The organism is Labrys methylaminiphilus subsp. lupini (genome assembly GCF_051161885.1).
Taxonomy (GTDB): Bacteria; Pseudomonadota; Alphaproteobacteria; order Rhizobiales; family Labraceae; genus Labrys.
In genome coordinates this window covers 1,801,577-1,821,267 of record NZ_JBMDIH010000002.1, presented here as the reverse complement: position 1 = coordinate 1,821,267, position 19,691 = coordinate 1,801,577, and the positions used below count along the sequence as shown (strand labels likewise).

Here is a 19,691-nt window from a genome sequence, read left to right as displayed (position 1 = left end):
ACTCCAGCCATCTGCTCGGCCTTGATGCATTTGCGTCAAGGCGTGCAACCGCTTCTCTGTGCCGGTGATGTTCTCTCGGGTTGGGGTCAATCCTTCGGTGTCGTGACATCCCACGGGTCTTCTTCGCGCTCCACCTGCTACAACGCTTCGTACGAGGCGGAAGGCGGGTGTTTGAGATCGGATCATGGGTGCCGTTGCCGCTACCTATGACGATGGTATCCAGATGATCGGCAGCATATCCGTCTGCGTCCACCGGCAGGGCGCGACGGAAAAAGGGGAATCGAGATCATTGTCTCGGTCGGTCCCGGGGCGATCTCACGAAGAAATCCACGCGAGTCGCATCAGGTGGTCCCTTTGCGAGAGGGGCGCGATGGCCAATATTCCGCTCAGACCGGCGCCGCTGCGGCGCTGGACAGGCCGGTCGTCGCCTGCTCTCCCATCCAATGGATGGGCTGGAATTCAGAGCTACGAGTTCCGACTCGTGCAGAGGGAGATCAAGCGGGCAACGCTGCCGGGATCCCGAAGGGTATCCTGCCTATTCCGCTGTGCCGAAGCAGGCACCTGATGGCCGGGACCTTGTCGCAGTTCACGCAAACGAGGAGGCCGGTTCCCTTTCCTCGATGTCGGCTCATCGAGTGCAGCCAGGTTCACTGGAGGCGGCGTGGGTAGAATATTGTCCTCGATATGATTAGTCTCTCCTAATGCGTAGATTAAGTGACGAATCATTCCTGTGATAGTTTGTTTTAGTTTGATATTGTTAGTATATCTTCATGTTATTGCACCATAAATTAAAAAAATAGTATTTTATATATCGATATTTTTAAGTAAATTCTGAAGTTATTGAGATTATATATTTTATTCGTGAGTTTTCATTCGAAAATTGCCGATAGTACAAGAATTATCGTCTAAGTTCCAGTGATTTAGGTATTAATCAATCGTTGAGTGACACATCCTATCACTAAATGACACTTAAATTTGATTTTACATAGAGAAATTGTTGCATGATTGCATCATTTCAGAAAAAATCACAAACAATATGGAAATTCATTTCACAAATTGTACATTATAGTTAGGCATGATGCTACCAATGATAGCCGCGTAAGCGATTATTCGAGTGTTGTTTTCTGTCTAACGTTCAGGAAATCCAGGGGCACGTATAAACATGACATGCGGGACGCAGGGGGGCGGATCGGCGCGGGTGGTGGGACGCACATCGGTGTTTCGCCACTTGCTTCAAGGGTGTAGTCCCCGAGCACTGTCCATAGAGAGCGTGTTGTTCGCGACGGTATTGGCGGCAACCGCAATGCCGTCCCAGGCCCAGGCACAATGCGTCCCGGCGTCGGGGCCGCTCAACATCTCCTCCGGCAACAACTGCGTCGATTCGAATGTAACCGGTACTTTCGATCGGTCGAGCGACACCGCGGACGTCGTCAATGTCTCCGGCACGGGGAGCCAGTACACCGGCATCCAGGTCAATCTGGAAGCGAGTGGTCCTGGCTCCGGCGCCCATGCGACCGACGGTGGAACCATTGTCCTGAACGGCAGGCCGGAATCCGATGGAATATACCAAACTAGTGGCAATTTTGCCCACGTCACTACGACCGGCGCAGGCAGCCATGGACTCTATGCCGATAGCGGCGGTCAGATCGCTGCAAATGGTGCACAAATCATTACATCAGGCGACGATAGCCACGGTATCTATGCAACCGGGGCCGGCAGCAAGGTGGATTTGAACTATACCGGGGTGACCCCGCACGCGGGCGATGGGGTCCAGGCGGTGGTCACGGAGGGTGCCAATGCCTATGGCGTTTATGCGACCAATGGTGGGACGGTCACGATGGCCGGCGTCGCTGGCCAGGAAAGCACCAGTATTATCACCAGCGGTGTCGGTGCTTCTGCTTTCGTCGTCGATTCAAAGGGCTCGCTCACCGTAGACGGTATGAGCGCATTCGTCTCCGCCGACGATACAGCGGGCGCCAAAGTTTCCGATGCCGATAGCAGCCTGATACTGACCGACAGCTTTATAAGTACTTATGGCAACAACAGCGCCGGAATGATCGTTTCCGCCGAGGGAACGGCGACACTCAACGGTATAAGCGCCGTCGTAACTGGCAATTATCAAGGCAAACTCATCGACAACTCCGCCGCTCTCGTCGCCCAGGGGCCCGGCAGTACGATCCACGTCAACGATGATAGCAGCGTGACCACTTACGGCGCGAACAGTGCCGGCACCGTAGCTCAGGCTGGGGGCAAGATCGACTTCAAGGGCTACGGTATTTTTACCTATGAGACCGGTTCGGCCGGCGCGGTAGCGGACGGGACCGACGGCAATGGTACGGCCAGCAACGTTACCCTGACCAATACCGTCGTCCGCACGACGGGGCCTTCCGCCGCTGGCCTGAATGTCACTGGCGGCGGCAACATCGTCGTAACTGGCTCTGAGGTCTCCACCGGCTATGAAGACGGTTTTGAGACGTCAGGCGGTCACTATCCGCAGGCTGATGTTGGCAAGAATTCCAATGGCGCGAACGTAATCGGGGTCGGCAGCACGCTGACGGCCACGAACAACAGGATCATCACGACCGGTGACGGTGCCATCGGTATCGCGGCCGACCAATCGGCTATCGCCATCATCTCCGGCGGCAGGATTACGACAAGCGGCAACCAGACCGACAGGGCTGCCGATGGCGTCTGGGCAGCGCACAATGGCAAGGTCACTCTTACCGGGGGTACGGTTGTAGACACCTCCGGCGCGGTCGCCTCAGGCCTGCACGCGGGAGAGCTGGGCGAAATCGACGCCACGAATGCCACGATCGCGACCCACGGCGCGGGGGCGTTCGGTGCCCTGGCCGACGCGGGAGGAGCGGGGAATAACGGAGGCATCGTCAAGATTGTTTCTTCCACCGTCACCACGGATGCATCCGCTGGCCTTTCCGTCGCCGGAAATGGCCAGATAACCACGACCAATACGGCTGTGACGGCAGGGGGGAACAACTCGTCGGGCATTCTGGGCACCGGCGATGGCAGGGTGACGATGACCGGTGGCTCCCTGAGCGCCACGGGCGATCTGATCAGCGGTACCGCCGGAAACGTCGTCGCCGATCTGACGGGCGTCGCCCCTACGACGGGCAGCGGTATCGTGGTGCACGCCCTGGGCGGTACCACCAGCGGTATCTTTACCAACATGGCGCTGACCGGCAACGTCGTGGGAGAAGTCGGCGCCAGGGCCAATGCAACGCTGAAGTCCAGCGTACTGACTGGTGTTGCCATCAATGCCGACAACATGACTGTCGATGCCAACAGCACCTGGAACATGACGGCCAGTTCCACGGTCAACAGCACCGCGACCAGCACCACCAACAATACTGGGTTGATCGTCTTCACGCCGCCTTCGGGCGGCGCCTACAAGACGTTGACGACTTCGAATTTCGTCGGAGGTACAGGGGGCGCAGTCGGCACGGTTGTCCTGAATACCTATCTGGGCAGCGATGGCTCGCCGTCAGACCAGATCGTGATCGATGGCGGCACGGCGACGGGCTCGACGGCCCTGACCATTGTCAACAATGGCGGCCCCGGCGCGGCGACCATCCATGACGGCATCGAGGTCGTGCACGTGATAAATGGCGGAACGACGAGTACCGACGCCTTTCATCTCACCAGAGCCGTTGCCGCGGGCGCCTACGATTACAATCTGTTCAGGGGAGGCCTTGATCCAGATACGGGTACGCCCACGGATGAGAACTGGTTCCTGCGCAATGCCGGCCTGAACGAGTCGACGCAGACTGTTTTGCCCTATGCGCAGATCCTGAGCGATTACAGCTTCGCGACGCTGGGTACGCTGCAGCAGCGCACCGGAAACCGGGTCTGGCCGAACGGCGCTCCTCCGGAAACAATCTGGTGCAAGGACCCGGCTCAGAACTTCAAATGCAGGGTCAGCGGCGAGCAGGCCAGCGTTTATGCCAATGGCGGGCCGGTGATCTATGGCCAGGGCGCCTGGGGGCGGATCGGCGGGCAATATTCGTCTTTTGATCCGAAGATCGGCTCATCCTACACGCAAAGCCTTGGCTTCATGCAAGCCGGCTATGAGGGCTCCGTTTACGAGACCGCCACGGGAATGATGACGCTCGGTGCCTATGGCACCATCGGCACCTCGCGCGCCGATATCGACATCACCCGTGATCCCGCAACGCGCGCGGCGCGAGCCAAGGGCAAGATCACGACGACGGGCTACGGCCTCGGCGCCAATCTGACCTGGCTCGGCAATAATGGCTTCTATGCCGATGCCATTGCCCAGTTCACCTGGTACGATTCGAGCCTGTCCAACAAGCGCGGTGGAAATAACCAGGGATGGTCTGGTGCCGGCAGCGTCGAGGTCGGCAAGCGCATGGATCTCGGTTCTGGCTGGGCGCTGGTACCGCAGGCGCAGCTTGCCTATTCGCGCGTCAATTTCGACCAATTCACCGATGTCAACGGTGCTAGGCAAAAATTGGGCGAGGGCAATTCGCTGCAGGGTCGTATCGGCGTCAGGATCGAGAACCTGTCGAGCTGGCAGAACGCCAACAACAAGACCGACCGCCTGCAGGTTTATGGCATCGGCAACCTCTCCTATCAGTTTGTGAAGGGCACCAAGATCGACGTAGCCAATGTCTCGGTGCAGCAGCAGAACAAGAGATTGTGGGGCGAGGTCGGGCTGGGCGGCACCTATGCGTGGAACGATGCCTGGAGCGCTTATGGTGAGGCCGACTACGCCGCCGCACTCTCCTCGGGCGCCGGCGACAACTATACTGTCAAGGGCACGCTTGGCATACGTTATAACTGGTAGGCAGGCCTTCTACCTGCCTCGGAAAGGATAAGTTCAGAGGCGCGCGTGAATTGCTTCACGCGCGCCTCATCCGCATCGATCCATATGCACATCCATGCGCAGGTTTTCTCGCGTTCCCTGGCAGAGGTGTTCACCAGAGCGAGGCAACATGTGTGGCGCCATCTCAACGAGTTGGCCTGGAAACATTTCAACCCGACCTGCCTTTGCTCTATTCCACGATCACCTTGGCGCCGATACGGGTACGGGCGTAGAGATCGATGACATCCTCATTGAACATGCGAATGCAGCCGGAGGAGGCCTTGGTGCCGATGGTCCAGGGCTCGCTGGTGCCGTGGATGCGGTAGAGCGTATCCTTGCCATTGACATAGAGATACATGGCTCGAGCGCCGAGCGGATTGTCGGGGCCTGGCGGAATGGTGTCGGGCATCCCGGGTGTCTGAGCGAGCATTTCGTCGGTGGGATACCAGCATGGCCATTCAGTTTTGCGCTGAAGATCGGCCGCGCCCTTCCAGGCATAGCCCGCCTTGCCAACAGCAATGGCATAGCGTCGCGCCTTGCCATCGCCTTCGATCAGAAAGAGCTTGCTGGCCCCGGTATCGACAATGATGGTACCGCGGGCTTCGCCGGAAGGATAGTTCACATCTGCGGCGACGAAATCGGCCGGAAAGCGGGCGCGGTTGATGAGGCGCACCGGATAGCGTTCACCCGAAAAGTGCGACGTGTCCGCGGATGCGGGATGGCCGGTGTTCGCGCAACCGCCTAGGCCGCCTGGCAGGAGGCTGAACAGAACGAGCCAGGTTATTGGAGTGATTTTCATAATAATACCTTGCAGGAAAAATCTAGAAAGAGATTAATTTACTTTGCACGGTATCATGACTCCAGGTATTTTCTAAAATTACAGAAATTATACGGTATATTTGGAATTGTTCGAAGTATTGTTTTCACGATAGTAATCATTTGCGTCGCGCTTCTGCGGTTCGAGTCATCTGAATCCAAAGCTCGCCGCATAAGGTCCCGTCGACCTTCTGGCAGAGGCGCTCGACAGGGGAGGGAATTTCGTCGGCGGATGTTGACGCCGCTCTGCTTGAGAAAAATTCAGAAACCGAGCGACGCGATGTCGATTGCAGCACTGAATTAGACAATTCGCGTCGGGGGAATCCTCTCACAAACACATGCGGCAATACCCCCCCAACTCCGCTTGTTGAATCGACTATTTTCCGATTTGCCCAGTGGCTTTTGGAGATGTCCAGCTGTGTCTCCACGCGCTCCCATGTCTCGCGGGCGTTAGGCCTTACTGCCGGCATCGATCATGCCCTGGCGTAACAATGCCATCTGCAGGGCGATGAAGTTATCGGTGAGTTCGAACAAGCTTGCATGAATCTCGATCGCGCGCCCCCCCGAACCATGCAGCGTTACATACCCTGCTTTGGCGGCATTCTCGATCACGCGATACACGTGAACGCGTGAGACGCCGAAGCAATCGGCGACGGCGCCATAATGGAAATGAACGGTGCGATCCTTCGGAATCCCCCCTTTCATTTCCTTTGAGACTAATTTGAGCAGGATCTCGAAGCCGGCATCACGCGCCATAAACGGACGAATCTCCGGCACGAGATCGACCAGCGTGCCGTGGAGCTCGAAATAATTGCTACAATAACGAGCAAGCGTAACAAGAAAGGCATTGTCGATGTCGATGTGGCGAGTGGCACCGCGGGGTCCTTGCAATTGCGTAAGCGCCTGCAGATAGGGTGAAATTATCTGCTTGCAGATCGTGATACCAGCGCGCGTCACTTCCAAGTGTTTGATACGCTTGTCGCACGCATCCTTGATTTGGCGCAGATAACCAGCTTTACACATTGTCATCAGCAAGGCACTGATGCGGTTGCGTCCGGCCAAGCCGTGCGCGCTGCAAAAGGTCTGGATGTCCGCCACCGTGATGCCCGCCGACAGATCGTTCGGCGACGCGGCAAAATGGCGGCTCAGCACGTAAGCTCCGACCATGAAACGGATCTCATCCGTCGCCATGTGAACCAGGGGTAAATTCGCCTCGAGGAAAGATACATAGCGGCGAGCAAAAACAGTTCTCGCTACCCCGAAGTCTGAATGTGTCCGTATGGTTCGGGCGTCTGCCAGGATGGTTGATTGGTAGTTTGGCGATGAAATGTTCATGTATTATTGTAAGATGTGGATACACACATTATGAATCTGCCAAACTCAATTAGAGATATTGCACTTCTGCTGTGGGCATTTATGTTAATTCGAGAAGTGAGGGGCATGCCTTACGCACGTTTCCAAATTGTGCGGAGCTTCCAACGCTGCTATCTTTTTGAATATATTTTTGCCAGTTTGCAATGACAGATAATGTCAGTATATGTCACATGATGGCAGATTTTGTATTTTTACATAAAAAATTTAGATATTTTTTAAAATAAATAGATTTATGATTTTATCAAGATTAGGAAATGCTTAGCTTAAGTTTTAGTATTAATTAGAAAATTATGTAGAATTCACCGAATATTTTTATATAATACTTAATGAATATTATACTATTCGTGTTGATTGAGATTTTTTACTGGAAATATTGATTTTTATACTTATTCTTCCTGCCGCACCTGAACCGCTATGCGGTTTGCCGCATCCGCAAGGGCCGAAGGCCTTAACCGACTTACGCTTGCCGTCCCGCGCAGCTAACGCAGTCGTCCGCTTCCACGGGCCTTGCTCAGCGACTTCGATGGCGCTTCCCAATCCGCGACATTCTCGTTTGCTGACGTTGAGGGAATTTACTAGGAAAGCAAGGGCTTTTCGAGCCGATTCACGTGCAGTCTACTTTTTGTGCAACAATCATTAAGTATCGAAGACGCTCAAGAAACCAAGATCTTCTATGCTGTCTCGCGACGCCGTTGGTTGCGTCGCTTGAGTATCAATCGGCCTTCCCAAAATCCGAGCGCCAGCAAGGTGACGCAGGCCATCCAGGCCATAGACAGCGTGTCCACCACCGGTGCGAGACCAATCACGGCCAGCAACAGGATGGCGCCGATCAGATGCGAGCGGGGAACACGGCCGTAGACCACCTTCTTGTAGATCGCGCTGCCGAACAGATAGATGGCCGGTCCGGCGATCAAGGCGACCGCATGGGCCCAGGGTGGCGCTTCGCGGGGGTGGGCAAGCACCAGATCGTTGCCGACCGCGCCGACGACGATTCCCGCGATCAGGATGGCGTGGATGTAGTGGAAATAGGCGCCGATCCGGCCGGGATCGTCGGATCGCTCGATGGTGCGGGTGGCATCCTCGCTTGAGGTGCCAAAATACAGCCACCACATCGCGACAGTGGTGAGAAAGGCGGCGAGCAGGGCCAGCAGCACTGTCCCGTCCCAGTCCTGGGCGTCGGACAGGGTAGCCCCGGTCGAGACCAGTGCTTCGCCGAGCGCCACGATGACGAAGGCCTGGCAGCGCTCCGCCAGGTGGCCGCCTTCGATGGTCCAGTCTCGCGTGGAGGAACGCCCCAGGCCGGGCAGCGGGAAACCGAACATCGGCGCAAGATATTCGCAGGCGATCGCGATGAGCCACAGCGTCATGCGCCATTGCGGGAAGACGAAGGCACCGGCGATCCAGAAGACGGCCGCGATCGCCAACCAGCCCAGCATGCGCCGATAATTGGGCGCCAGGGGATGATCCGCCGGCAGCCGCGAGACGATGTAGGCGGTACGGCCGACCTGGATCGCCACATAGGCAACGGCAAACAGAGAGGCGCGTTCACCGAAGGCCCCGGGAAGGGCGGCGGCCATGACGAGGCCGAGCAAGGTCACCGCGAAGATCAGCGAGCGGATGGCTGGCCTCTCCGGGTCGAACCAGTTCGTCACCCAGCAGGTATATTGCCACCCAAGCCAAACGGCGAACCACAAAATCAGGGTCTCGGCGACCCCCTGCGCATCGAGATGCCCCAGCAGCTTGTGGCTGAGCTGGGTCACCGCGAAGGCGTAGACGAGGTCGAAGAACAATTCCACCGCGGTCACGCGCGCATGCTGGCCGTCGCGCTGGCGCAGCAGAGGATGCAATGTTTCACCGGCGGAAGGGCTCATCGCCACCATCACGAAAACACGCTCATCGCCTTCGCGATATCCTTGCCCGCATGGGGCGGAAAGACATCGAGAAGCACATCGGGATTGCCGATCAGCATGGCCTTGGTGCTGCTGAGGGCATCGAACCCGGCAGCGGCGGGCCACTGACCCGCCGCTGGGTTCGCTTTACTTGGTGGTGTAGCCGCCATTGACGAGAATGGTCTGGCCGGTCATCCACCAGCCGTCGGAGACGAGGAAGCGGATATAGGGCACGATGTCCTCGATGTCGGTGAGGCCGGTCTTGGAGAATTTCGACAGGGCGCCGGCGCTCTTGTGGTAGGCGACGGCATCGGCGCCCTCAGCGGGATAGAAGAAGGACGTGTCCATCGGGCCGGGGCCGATCGCGGTCACCGAGATGCCGCGCTCGCCGAACTCCTTGGAGGCAGCGCGGGTGAAGTGCTCCACCGGGGCCTTGGTGCCGGCATAGGCGGCATAGAACGGCGTGAAGGCGCCGAGCAGCGAGGTGACGAGCGTGCAGATCTTGCCGTTGTCGTTGAGGTGCTTGCCGGCCTCCTTGAGGAAGAAGAAGGCGGTTTTCGAGTTGACCGCGGTCATCTCGTCATATTCGGCCTCGCTGATCTCGACGAAGGGCTTCTTGAGCACCTTGCCGACGGTGTTGACGGCAATGTCGGGACGGCCGACGGCCGCGATGGTGTCGGCAAACAGCTTCTCGACCGCGCCGGCCGAGGTGAGGTCGCCCTGGAAGGCGACGCCCTTGGCACCGGCCGCGTTGATGGCAGCAACGGTTTCATCGGCCGCCGCCTTGGTGGCAGCGCTGTTGTAGTGGATGGCGACCGCCTTGGCGCCCTGCGCCGCCAGATCGCGCGCCAGAAGGCCGCCCAGATTCTTGGCGCCTCCGGCAATCAACGCCACTTTTCCCTTGATGCTGTGATCGGCCATGCTGGACCTCCTTTTCACGAGTGAATCTTTGCTGAAGGTCAGCTTATCGTCTTGAGTTTCGATATAAAGTTACCCATTGGAACATGATAGCCTATGTCCCAATACCAATCTGGTATTAGGTTCTGGCTACACCAATCTCTTCTCGTATTATTCCTGTCACTTTCTGTCTCTTAATCACCCAATACTGAACTTTGTATCTACAGGTGCATGCAACTCCACGGCAAAGGTCAGATACCCAATGTTGAAGGTGGAATTGTACCTGCACTGATCATCGACGAGCCTGGAGCTTTTTCGCGATAAGTGGCGAACTGCGGTAGTTGGAAGGAGTTGCCGCTTTCGAACGGAAAAGAGGGAAGAACCTACCGGTCGGCACCCTGCAACGCAGCCGTGCCAATTCGGTGTCGGCGGCGGCCCTGCAGTTCCGCCTTGCTCCTCAGATCAGTTCGATGCCGTTCTCATGAGTTTGTTCCGGGAGAGCGACCTCGAGCCGGCCGCCTGGACGGAAAACCGCCAACTTCTCCTCCTGCAATCCAGTGCGTTACACTCGATCCTCCGAGACCGCGATTGCGCGGCCTGTCGCACCGGCGCCCACTTCGGCAATCTCGAGGTGCAGGCATCGAAGTTCCACCAGTCCAGTGCTTTCGTCATCAGCCTCCACGGTGGGATTGGCGTATCGGCTCGGAATATTCCGGTTGGTCGCAATCGATTCGACTATCGCCGGGGGCGCTCGGCTCAATACAGCGCGGAAATGACAAAAGAAATGCTTTGGGCAATATCTTGGGTGTTTATGGATGACCGGATAGATAAATTGCAATCCCAACGAGGAGGAAATCCAGATATGATTTTCTTACTTTCTGGATTCGATCTGAAATGATCAGGTGCCTCACGCTCGAGAGGTTCCTTTCACGAGGGGCAGCGAGAGACAGAATGTGGAGCCGCTTCGGCCACCGGCGGCCAGTATGAGGTCGCCGCCATGCTGGCGAGCAATTTCCCTTGAAATATAAAGCCCCAAGCCGGAGCCATTTATTCGTTGCCCTGCCGCGCGGTAGTATTTTTGGAATATGCGTTCGCGATCACTTTCGGAAACGCCAATACCATTATCTACAACGTCGATGAATACAGTATCTTCGTCCGACAGTAGCTGTACCGTCACGATCATACTCTCAGCCGAATACTTCAAGGCATTCTGGATTAGGTTTAATACCGCAATTTCCAGCAAATTGGGGTCGCCTTTCACCATCGCTTCGCCGCCCCGAATAAAGCGTACACGCGTGGCCGCGGTGTCATCCAATCCTGCCTCGGCGGTGTCCAGAATCTCGTTCAGATCGCACACCTCGAGTATCGGGAACGACCATGCTTGCCCGGTATCGAGCCGCTCTTCAGCCAGAACGTTTTCAATCAGCATCGACATTCTCTCAACGGCCTGCCGGATCTTGGCGGCCCGCATCCTGATACTGTCGACGTCTCCTGCGGCAGAGAACGACAGATTATTGGCGGCGGCCAAGATCACCGCCAGGGGATTGCGAAATTCGTGCGATACCAGAGCAACAAAGCCCCGTTGCTGAGCCAGGGCATCATTGACGGAAGCAAGTGACTGCCTGAGTTTCATTTCAAGCAGGCGCCGCCGATCCATCTCCTCCTTGAGCGACGCGTTACTTTCCGCAAGTTCCACGGTTCTCTCTTGCACCTTGATCGTCAGTTCCTGTTCGGCAAACCGCGCCATGGCAATGACGCGATCCTTTTCCTTACTTAGATTGCGCTCGGCAAGCTGAGCCCGTTTGGCGACAGCAGCGCTTAATAGCGTGAGGTGAATTAAAGTACCAACCGCCAAAAATCTTGACAAAGAACTGTCAATATTCAGTGGATTGAACCCGGTATATTGTAATTGCATGATGGATGCTAGAAGTACTACACTCAAAAAGGCAAATGCCGGTAATATATATCGAAAACTTCGCCGAACGATAAGTAAGTACAATACAAAAAATGCAGCAGGGATGAGATATATCTGTTGCAATCGTGAGACAAAGAAACCAACGTCGCCATATCGTCCTGCAAAAGCGAATATCAAAGCGGCGACATTGAGAAGGACAATGCCGTGGGAAATGCGGCACACAAGAAGTGAATGGCGTCGAAATTCGAAAAGATTTTCTAAAAATAACATCAGGAATATGCTGTACGAACAGACGACAATTCCCCAAAAAATACGTATAAATTCAGAGTTTAGAAAAATTAATACCTCGGATGAATACCCCATATGGTATACACTAATTAGTCCTGAAACTAAAAGCAGTGCAGCATAAATTATAAACAAATTCTCTCTAAGCCAAAAATAATATAACAAATTTGCGAATATCATCGCAAGGATTGAGCCTATTACGACTCCAATAATCCAATCATTAAACTTTATATAATTTTCATATCCTGCTTTCTGCCAGATGTTCAGCGAGGTCGTGATCGAGGTCGATGACTGCAATCGAATGTAATAATCGGTCGGGGCAGGGGGGGCGGCAATTCGAAAAACTGCGGGATACGCGTCGATTCCGTCTCCCGCTTCCAGGCGAAAGGGGCTGGGCGGTACGGCTGCCAGGCGTCCGGTTCCATTCGGGGCGTAGAGAGTGACGTGCTCGATCAGGGGCCTTTCGATCTGCAACAGCCACTGACTGGATGCTTCCGGAGCAGAGAGGGAGAACCGAACCCAGATCGCACCTTTTCGATATCCCTGAGTGAGCATCGAAGGAACGGGAACGAACTGAATATTGAACTGCCCTGAAACGATATCCTCGATGGTGAGTGCGCCACTCGGATCATCGAGGACGGCGAGATGGCCACTCAGGGAAACCGCACCTTTGATGCCGTCCGTCGACTTTAATGAAAGACCCCATGAGGCTTGCACCACAAAACAACTAAACAAGATAGACAATGCAACGATTAGATGGGATCGGATGCTGTGGAACTGCGACATGGAGGGGGGCTGATGTTCGCAAGAGAAGAGACTAAGCAGGGTGATGTCGCGATCGCTCCTCTCGTTTATCTTGTTGATGACGATGAGGATTTCCGCGATGAAATGGTGTCGGGGCTATCCAGATTGGGCTTGAACGTACATGGGTTTGGCAGCGCCGCGGCCCTCTACCGGGCCTATGCTGCCCTGCCATCCGAAATCGTGATCCTCGATATCAACCTGGGGGGCGAGGACGGCCTGTCCATAGCGGCGCATTTGCGAGCATCGCAATCGGTCGGGATCGTCATGGCCACGGCCAGGGGATCTATCGACGACCGAGTTGCCGGCCTCGAGAAGGGCGCAGATGCCTATCTCGTCAAGCCCATCGACGTTCGGGAACTGGCCGCCACGGTGGCGGCACTCCACAGTCGCGCCAAGAGGGATCGCACGGTGCCGGCTCCCCCTCAGGTCCTGCAATGGGCCCTGGTGGAAGGGGGGTGGACGCTCACCGACGGCCTGGATCACCGCCTGCGCCTGACCGTCTCCGAGCAGCGCCTCCTGGGATGCCTGTTCAGCGAGCGCGGTAACACTGTCGAAAGGAGCGCACTCATCGAAGCCATGGGCGCGGACGTCTATGACTTCAACTATGCCCACCTTGATACCATCATCAGTCGCCTGCGCCGGAGAGCGAAAAAGTCCGGCATGCTTCTACCTTTGCATGCCATTCGCGGACTGGGCTTTACCTTTGCTGAATAGTGTAGTTTTTCCGCCCCTGTCCAGGGAAATTTTAGAATTATGTCTGAGAGCGGCGAGGCCAGAATGTATTGCGAAAGCGATAGCGAGTGAAATGATGTGTCAGGAAGTGATTTTTCCTGCAATTGTGAAGAATCTAGGGAGGAAATATGGTCAAAACTACGTCCAGTAACGGAAGCGATTTATGTTCTATCAATCAAACAATAGATATGAGAAGACCTTCTCCACTTCGAGGGGGCGGTTGGTTATTGCGGGTTCCTCCCTGAGGGAGCGGCGCGGTTTGGGCGATTTGAGGGCGGTGACGTCCACTATCGCCATCGCCGCCGCGCTTTCCATCGGCGGTATGATAGTGGCTCCAGATCAAGCGTTTGCGGGCAGTTGCGACCCGGCGACCTTCGTGTGCTCGGGTGCGGCGGGAGCTCCTGGTACGGACACGCCAATTGTTATCAATAACCCCGGCGCAACCGCCGTGACGACTCAGCAGGGCTTCGGCATCAATGCTGGCGGCACGGCTATCACCATCAATGGCAGCGGCACCGGCGATGTCTCCTTCAACGACGCTAACCAGTCGTCGATCACGGGAGCCGGCAATGGCATCGTTATTTCCGGGGGTAATACCGGCACCATCAACGTTACCTCCAACGGCGTCATCACCGCGGGGGGCGGTGATGGCATCATCGGTACCATGGGGGGCAATTCCACGGGTCTGACGATCAATGTCAATGAGGTTAATGCTGGCGATCACGGCATCAATTTGAATGGCAACAACGGCACCGGCGATATTTCGGTCACCGCCAACACGATCAACGCGGACACCGACCACGGCGGCATCGGCACCGGCATCATCTTCGACAACGGTCCGAACACCCACGACTTCACCGTCAATGTCGGAACGATCACCGCCGGCGGCGGCAGCGGTATCTCTGGCTACTCCAGCGGCGATGGTAATACTGATATCACAGTAGGCTCCATCACCACTGCCGGTGGAGATGGTGTGAACCTCGTTGTCGACGCCAGTCCCGGCGCGGGGTACACGAAGGTCAATGTCGGCGACATCACGGCCAATGTTGGCAATGGTATCTTGGTTAACACGAATGCGAATACGACAGACCTTACCATCACAGCCAATAATGTAACCGCTGGAGGTGCTCGAGGCATTTATGCTGTCAACAACGGCACGGGAGCGGTGAACGTTACAGCGACCGGCACGGTGAGCGGCGCCGGCATCGATGGCATCAGGGTGGATAGCGCTGGCACCGACGTAACGGTGAACGCCAAGGATACGAGTGGTCCTTTCTCCGCCATTGCGGTGTTCAATACCGGCAAGGGCGTGACCAACGTAACCTCGACCGGAAAAGCCGCTGGTGGCATGGGGTCGGCATATGCGGGCATCTATGTCAACAATGGTGCTTCGACGACGGGCATCGACATCAAGGCCGTGGATGCCGAGGGTGGCAACGCCATCACTGCGCTGAATGGCGGCAGCGGTACGACGGCTGTCACCGCCACAGGAACGCTGACCGGTAGAGAAACCGGCATCTATGTCGATAATGGCGCCAATACAAGCGGCGTGAATATTGACGCTGGCGGCGGCGATGTTGTGGGTGGCCTACGGGGCATCTATCTTAACAACGCCGGTACTGGGGATGTCACGATCAAGTCGACTGGCAGCCTGACCGGCACGGCTTGGGACGGCATTCGCGTCGACGGAAACGCCAATGCGAACAATATGACCATCGACGTCAATGATGCTACCGGCGGCAATGTCGGTGTTCTTGTCGCGGGGACCGGCACTGGTACAACCGATATCAAGGTGGCCGGGACGGCGACCGGTACCGCGGTCTCCGGTATCCGCGTCATCGGGAGTGTCAATAGCGGCAACTTGAACATTACCTCCAACAATGCATCGGGTGGCGACGACGGCATCTATACCGAGTATTACGGTAAGGGGACGACCACTATCACCACGACCGGTCTTACCGAGGGTGGAGTCCACGGTATCCATGCCTTGTCCACAGGGCAGGCGATCGAGATCAACAACTCCGGCACCGTCCGCAACAAGTCTGGTCTCGCCACCGACGGGGCGATCTTTACCAATGGTCCCGCGACGGTCACCAATACCGGCACGATCATCGGCAACGTGAATCTGACCAGCGCCGCCGGCAACACCGTCAACAACGCCGGCACCTGGGATACGGCGGGCGCCACCAACGAGTTCGGTGCGGGAACCGCCAACAACGGTGTCAACAATACCGGCACGATCATCGCCGCCAAGGACGGCACGACCGCCGCCAGCACCGTCTTCAACAATGTCGGCACCTTCAAGAATGGCGGCGTGCTGACCATGGCTGACGAAGGGGCGGGCGACACCACCATCATCAGGGGTGACTATGTCGGCGATGGCGGTACGGTCGAGATCGACACGGAGCTGGGCGGCGACTCTTCGAAGACCGATAAGCTGGTGATCGAGGGCGATGCCACGGGCTCCACGAAGCTGACGGTCCACAATGTCGGCGGCCTGGGCGCGCAGACCACGGACGGCATCAGAGTGATCGAGGTGGGCGGCACCTCGGACGCGAACGCTTTCCGGCTCACTTCGGCCGTGGCGGCGGGCGCCTATGACTACGGCCTGTATATGGGCGGCGCGAGCGGCGCGAACGACTGGTTCCTGCGTTCGACGAATGAACTGAATTCCGAGGCGCAGACCTCGGTGGTCTATGCCGGCGCCCTCTCGCATTTCGCGCAGGCGACGCTGGGTACGCTGCAGCAGCGCACCGGCGGCCGGATCTGGCCCAATGGCAAATCGCAGGTCGCGGCTGACCTGCCGTCGGATCAGGTCATGAAATACGCTCCCGGCGGACCGGTGATCTACGGGCAAGGCGCCTGGGGACGCGTCGGAGGACTTTATGCCTCCTACGATCCGAAGAAGGGCGGTTCCTACACCCAGGGCATCGGCTTCCTGCAGGCCGGCTATGAAGGCACGGCTTATGAGACGACGAACGGCGAAGTGACCCTGGGCGCCTATGCCACGGTGGGCCGCTCCTGGGTTAAGGTCGACACCACGCGCGATCCCGTCACCGGTGCGGCACGCTCGAAGGGCAAGATCACCAGCAACGGCTACGGCGTGGGCGTCAATGCGACCTGGCTGGGCAATGATGGGCTCTATGCCGATGCGATCGGCCAGTTCACCTGGTATGATACCAATCTGTCCAACAAGAACGGCAGCAGCCAGGGCTGGGCGAGCGCGCTGAGCCTCGAGGTCGGCAAGCGCTTCGATGTGGGATCGGGCTGGTCCGTGGTGCCGCAGGCCCAACTGTCCTGGACCCATGTGGACTTCTCCTCCTTCACCGATACGCTGGGCAACCGGGTAAGCATCGGCGATGGTGACAGCGTGCTCGGACGTGTGGGTGTGCGGGTTGAGAACCTGGCCAGCTGGAAGGGCGAGGATGGCGAGACCCGCCGCCTGCAGTTCTACGGCATCGCCAATCTGAGCTATGAGTTCATGGGCGACACCTCGGTCAAGATCGCCGGCGCCACCGTCGAACAGCAGGACAAGCGGCTGTGGGGTGAAATCGGGACGGGCGCGACCTATGCCTGGAACGACAAGTCCAGCCTTTATGCCGAGGCCAGCTACGGCCACGCCCTCGCCTCGGGCGACAACTATAGCGCCAAGGGAACGGTCGGCTTCCGCTACAAGTGGTAAGTCGAAAGACCTGCCCATACTTACCAGCACTTCTGTCGCCGCCTTCAAGGCGGCGACAGAGAATGAGAACCGCCTGCAATCTATCGAAACGAAATTTAGTGCGGAGAAGACGTTCGAATAAATGCTTCTCTGCCTTCGCATGTCCTCTATAGTCTTGAATCTACGTGGATCTTCGGTTTCGTGATCGCCGCTATATCTAACGATATTTTTCGCTCCTTGTGGTAGCCGGGCGCAATAAGCAATTTCCCAAATACTGTTTTGAAAAATACGCTACATTACGCAAAGGTAATTTAATATTTTTTTTGATATATTTGTTATTTTTTAAGCAAAAATCCCAGCGACTCTTGAAAAAATGCCGGATTTGCGGTATTGATTCGCCCGTTTGGTGATCGTCGATGTTGGGGGAAGATTATGATTCTCAAACTTTCGGTGCATGACCTAGGCTAACCTCTGTTTAGAAGGGTCAATCATGGCCGCACATGGAAAGTTTAGTCTAAGTTGTTCTGTCCTGGCGATTGCGTGCTTCTGGGCACCCGCCACGGGTTGGGCGCAATCCGCGACCAACGAACAGCTCTTCAAAATGATCGTGGATCTCCAGAGCCGCCAGAAGGCGCTGGAAAGCCAGTTGAAGGTCGCGACGTCGGAGGCTTCCAAGGCGAAGGCCGAGTTGCGGCGGCTGGGGCGGAAGACCGCGCATGTGGCGCCGGCCGGAGCCGGGCGCGATTATGTCGAAATGGCCCCGGTTGCCACGCCCGTGGCCGGATCCGTGCAGGCGCCGCCCGGTACGCAGGCTGTGGCCGCGGTCAACGGCAAGCTGGAACTGGGCGGCGGCAACAGCTTTGGCGGCTCGGGCTATGGCTATGCCGGCGGCTCGCTGGCGGTGCCGCTCGGCCAGTCATTTGGCGCACAGGCCGACGTCGTCGGGGGCGTCGCGAGCAATACCGGCTTCTATGGCGCGGCTGGTCATGTCTTCTGGCGCGATCCCACCATCGGTGCGATCGGCGGCTATGGCAGTTTCCTGTATGGCACCGGCTATTTCGCGTCGCGCCAGGGCAACTCGGTCTATGGCTATCAGAATGCCAAGGGCGGCCTCGAGGGCCAGCTCTATTGGGGCCCCTTCACCCTGCAGGGCGTGGCCGGCCTCGAATACGAGAATCTCAACAGCAAGATGCGGTTCTTCGATGATGTTCGCGTCGCCTGGTATGCGACGGATAATCTCAAGCTGAACGTCGGTCATCGCTACACCGGCGGCCGCAACCAGGTCGTCGGCGGCGCCGAATATCTCGTGAACTTCAACACCAATACGGCCGCCTCCATCTTCGCGGATGTGGCCTATGGCAAGAAGGGCAGCGGTTTCGACAGCTCCTTCGGCAGCAAGAAGGGCAACGACCTGACCGTCCAGGCCGGCCTGCGCTTCTTCCTCGGCACGGGCAGCAACACCAGCGTGCCGGCAGTCTCCTATGGCGGCGATGGTTTCGGCGAGAAGCGGGGCGGTGTCTTCACCGCGCCGGATGCGCCGACCGAACGTACCCTCAAGCAGCGTGACCGCGAGGACTATCTGCCGAGTTACATCGGTCGAGACGCCGCCGAGATGCCGAGGGGAACCAGGCGGCCGCCTCCGATCGTGGTCGTCGGTCCGCCGGGGGCACCAGGTACGCCTGGTCAGAATGGTGAACCTGGCGCCCCTGGTCAGCCTGGCGCCCCTGGTCAGAATGGCGAACCTGGCGCTCCTGGTGCTGAAGGCCCGCCCGGTACGCCTGGATCGGATGGAGTTCCTGGATCGGATGGAGCTCCGGGCGAGCCCGGGAAAGACGGACTTCCGGGTCAGCCCGGCGCGCCCGGTGCTACTGGCCCCGAGGGTCCGATCGGTCCGACTGGTCCATCTGGGGCAGATGGCGCGCCTGGTGCAGATGGCGCTCCTGGCCAGACTGGCCCAGTTGGCCCACCTGGAGAACCTGGCCCACCCGGCCCCTCGGGTGCATAAGAGGGCTGATCCAAGCAGATCGATCAATATCAATGATCGGGTGGCTCGCAAAAGAGCCGCCCGTAACCGGAGGAGGCTTCGGGATAGCGGGCGCTATTCCGGAGGCCTTTCGAAGGGCGGATCGGTACAAGATCGCACAAATTCCGAACAGGTGTTCGGGAGGCCCTGCTGGTGTAGAGGCGAGTCGGTGGCACTGTGCGGCTTTCCCATTTCGGTCCCTCTTACGCGCCGCGGCGGCGTTGAAGTTGCCGGGCGGCCACTGAGATTGATGCGCATGACCGGATGTGCTCTAGACGCGAGATCTTGAACTGGCCGGGAGATCGATCGTCGCGAGCCACTTGTCCGGCGTAAAGGCATTGCTTCTCGTTGAATGATGTCCGGAATGCGCGGGTAGCATACTTATTGGGCGCTCCAAGGTTGTTGAGCCCCGCTCCAATTCTCGATCCGATCCGTAATTTCGGGCGAGACGACAT

The 19,691-nt window shown here is 57.4% G+C and carries 10 protein-coding genes and 1 pseudogene; 6 read left to right on the top strand and 5 right to left on the bottom strand.

From position 1 onward, the window contains the following. Positions 1-126: 126 nt before the first annotated feature. Positions 127-347, top strand: a pseudogene (locus ACN6KF_RS33995) (IS5/IS1182 family transposase); the annotation flags it as partial. A 926-nt stretch (positions 348-1,273) separates the two neighbouring features. After that, the gene (locus tag ACN6KF_RS33990; protein ID WP_434961275.1) at positions 1,274-4,822 is read left to right on the top strand and encodes an autotransporter outer membrane beta-barrel domain-containing protein; all 3,549 of its coding nucleotides are present in this window, start codon (positions 1,274-1,276) and stop codon (positions 4,820-4,822) included. Positions 4,823-5,030: 208 nt separating this feature from the next. Here the strand turns inward: ACN6KF_RS33990 and ACN6KF_RS33985 are convergent, their stop codons facing one another. From ACN6KF_RS33985 to ACN6KF_RS33970, 4 genes are all read right to left on the bottom strand, one after another. After that, positions 5,031-5,639 carry a L,D-transpeptidase gene (locus tag ACN6KF_RS33985; protein ID WP_434961274.1) on the bottom strand — a complete coding sequence of 203 codons (609 nt, stop codon included), beginning with the start codon at positions 5,637-5,639 and terminating at the stop codon, positions 5,031-5,033. 467 nt (positions 5,640-6,106) lie between these two features. Then, a complete protein-coding gene (locus ACN6KF_RS33980; RefSeq protein ID WP_434961273.1) occupies positions 6,107-6,991 on the bottom strand; it encodes a hypothetical protein in 885 nt (294 codons plus the stop codon). A gap of 710 nt (positions 6,992-7,701) precedes the next feature. Further along, positions 7,702-8,901: a low temperature requirement protein A gene (locus ACN6KF_RS33975; protein ID WP_434961272.1), complete on the bottom strand. Its 1,200-nt coding sequence runs from the start codon at positions 8,899-8,901 to the stop codon at positions 7,702-7,704. Between the two features lie 165 nt (positions 8,902-9,066). Beyond that, positions 9,067-9,840 (bottom strand): SDR family oxidoreductase, encoded by a 774-nt coding sequence (locus ACN6KF_RS33970; protein WP_149252703.1) that lies wholly within the window; start codon positions 9,838-9,840, stop codon positions 9,067-9,069. 457 nt (positions 9,841-10,297) lie between these two features. On the opposite strand from ACN6KF_RS33970, the gene ACN6KF_RS33965 reads away from it, so the two are divergent. After that, positions 10,298-10,714, top strand: coding sequence for a hypothetical protein (locus tag ACN6KF_RS33965; RefSeq protein WP_434961271.1), 417 nt, complete (start codon positions 10,298-10,300; stop codon positions 10,712-10,714). Positions 10,715-10,723: 9 nt separating this feature from the next. Here the strand turns inward: ACN6KF_RS33965 and ACN6KF_RS33960 are convergent, their stop codons facing one another. Next, complete coding sequence (locus tag ACN6KF_RS33960) at positions 10,724-12,802, bottom strand: sensor histidine kinase (RefSeq protein WP_434961270.1); 2,079 nt, start codon at positions 12,800-12,802, stop codon at positions 10,724-10,726. Between ACN6KF_RS33960 and ACN6KF_RS33955 the strand changes: the two genes are divergently transcribed. The 3 genes from ACN6KF_RS33955 to ACN6KF_RS33945 all read left to right on the top strand — a co-directional run bounded on the left by ACN6KF_RS33955 (position 12,788) and on the right by ACN6KF_RS33945 (position 19,218). Beyond that, a complete protein-coding gene (locus ACN6KF_RS33955; protein ID WP_434961269.1) occupies positions 12,788-13,534 on the top strand; it encodes a response regulator transcription factor in 747 nt (248 codons plus the stop codon). The two genes, ACN6KF_RS33960 and ACN6KF_RS33955, sit on opposite strands and share 15 nt — an antisense overlap. Positions 13,535-13,715: 181 nt before the next feature. Beyond that, the gene (locus tag ACN6KF_RS33950) at positions 13,716-17,234 is read left to right on the top strand and encodes an autotransporter outer membrane beta-barrel domain-containing protein (RefSeq protein WP_434961268.1); all 3,519 of its coding nucleotides are present in this window, start codon (positions 13,716-13,718) and stop codon (positions 17,232-17,234) included. A gap of 580 nt (positions 17,235-17,814) precedes the next feature. Next, complete coding sequence (locus ACN6KF_RS33945; RefSeq protein WP_434961267.1) at positions 17,815-19,218, top strand: collagen-like domain-containing protein; 1,404 nt, start codon at positions 17,815-17,817, stop codon at positions 19,216-19,218. Positions 19,219-19,691: the final 473 nt, after the last annotated feature.

Bases quoted from the DNA above. Each gene is read 5' to 3' on its own strand.
- ACN6KF_RS33985 (WP_434961274.1), bottom strand. From the start codon at position 5,639: ATGAAAATCACTCCAATAACCTGGCTCGTTCTGTTCAGCCTCCTGCCA.
- ACN6KF_RS33980 (WP_434961273.1), bottom strand. From the start codon at position 6,991: ATGAACATTTCATCGCCAAACTACCAATCAACCATCCTGGCAGACGCC.
- ACN6KF_RS33975 (WP_434961272.1), bottom strand. From the start codon at position 8,901: ATGAGCCCTTCCGCCGGTGAAACATTGCATCCTCTGCTGCGCCAGCGC.
- ACN6KF_RS33970 (WP_149252703.1), bottom strand. From the start codon at position 9,840: ATGGCCGATCACAGCATCAAGGGAAAAGTGGCGTTGATTGCCGGAGGC.
- ACN6KF_RS33965 (WP_434961271.1), top strand. From the start codon at position 10,298: ATGAGTTTGTTCCGGGAGAGCGACCTCGAGCCGGCCGCCTGGACGGAA.
- ACN6KF_RS33960 (WP_434961270.1), bottom strand. From the start codon at position 12,802: ATGTCGCAGTTCCACAGCATCCGATCCCATCTAATCGTTGCATTGTCT.
- ACN6KF_RS33950 (WP_434961268.1), top strand. From the start codon at position 13,716: ATGTTCTATCAATCAAACAATAGATATGAGAAGACCTTCTCCACTTCG.
- ACN6KF_RS33945 (WP_434961267.1), top strand. From the start codon at position 17,815: ATGATCGTGGATCTCCAGAGCCGCCAGAAGGCGCTGGAAAGCCAGTTG.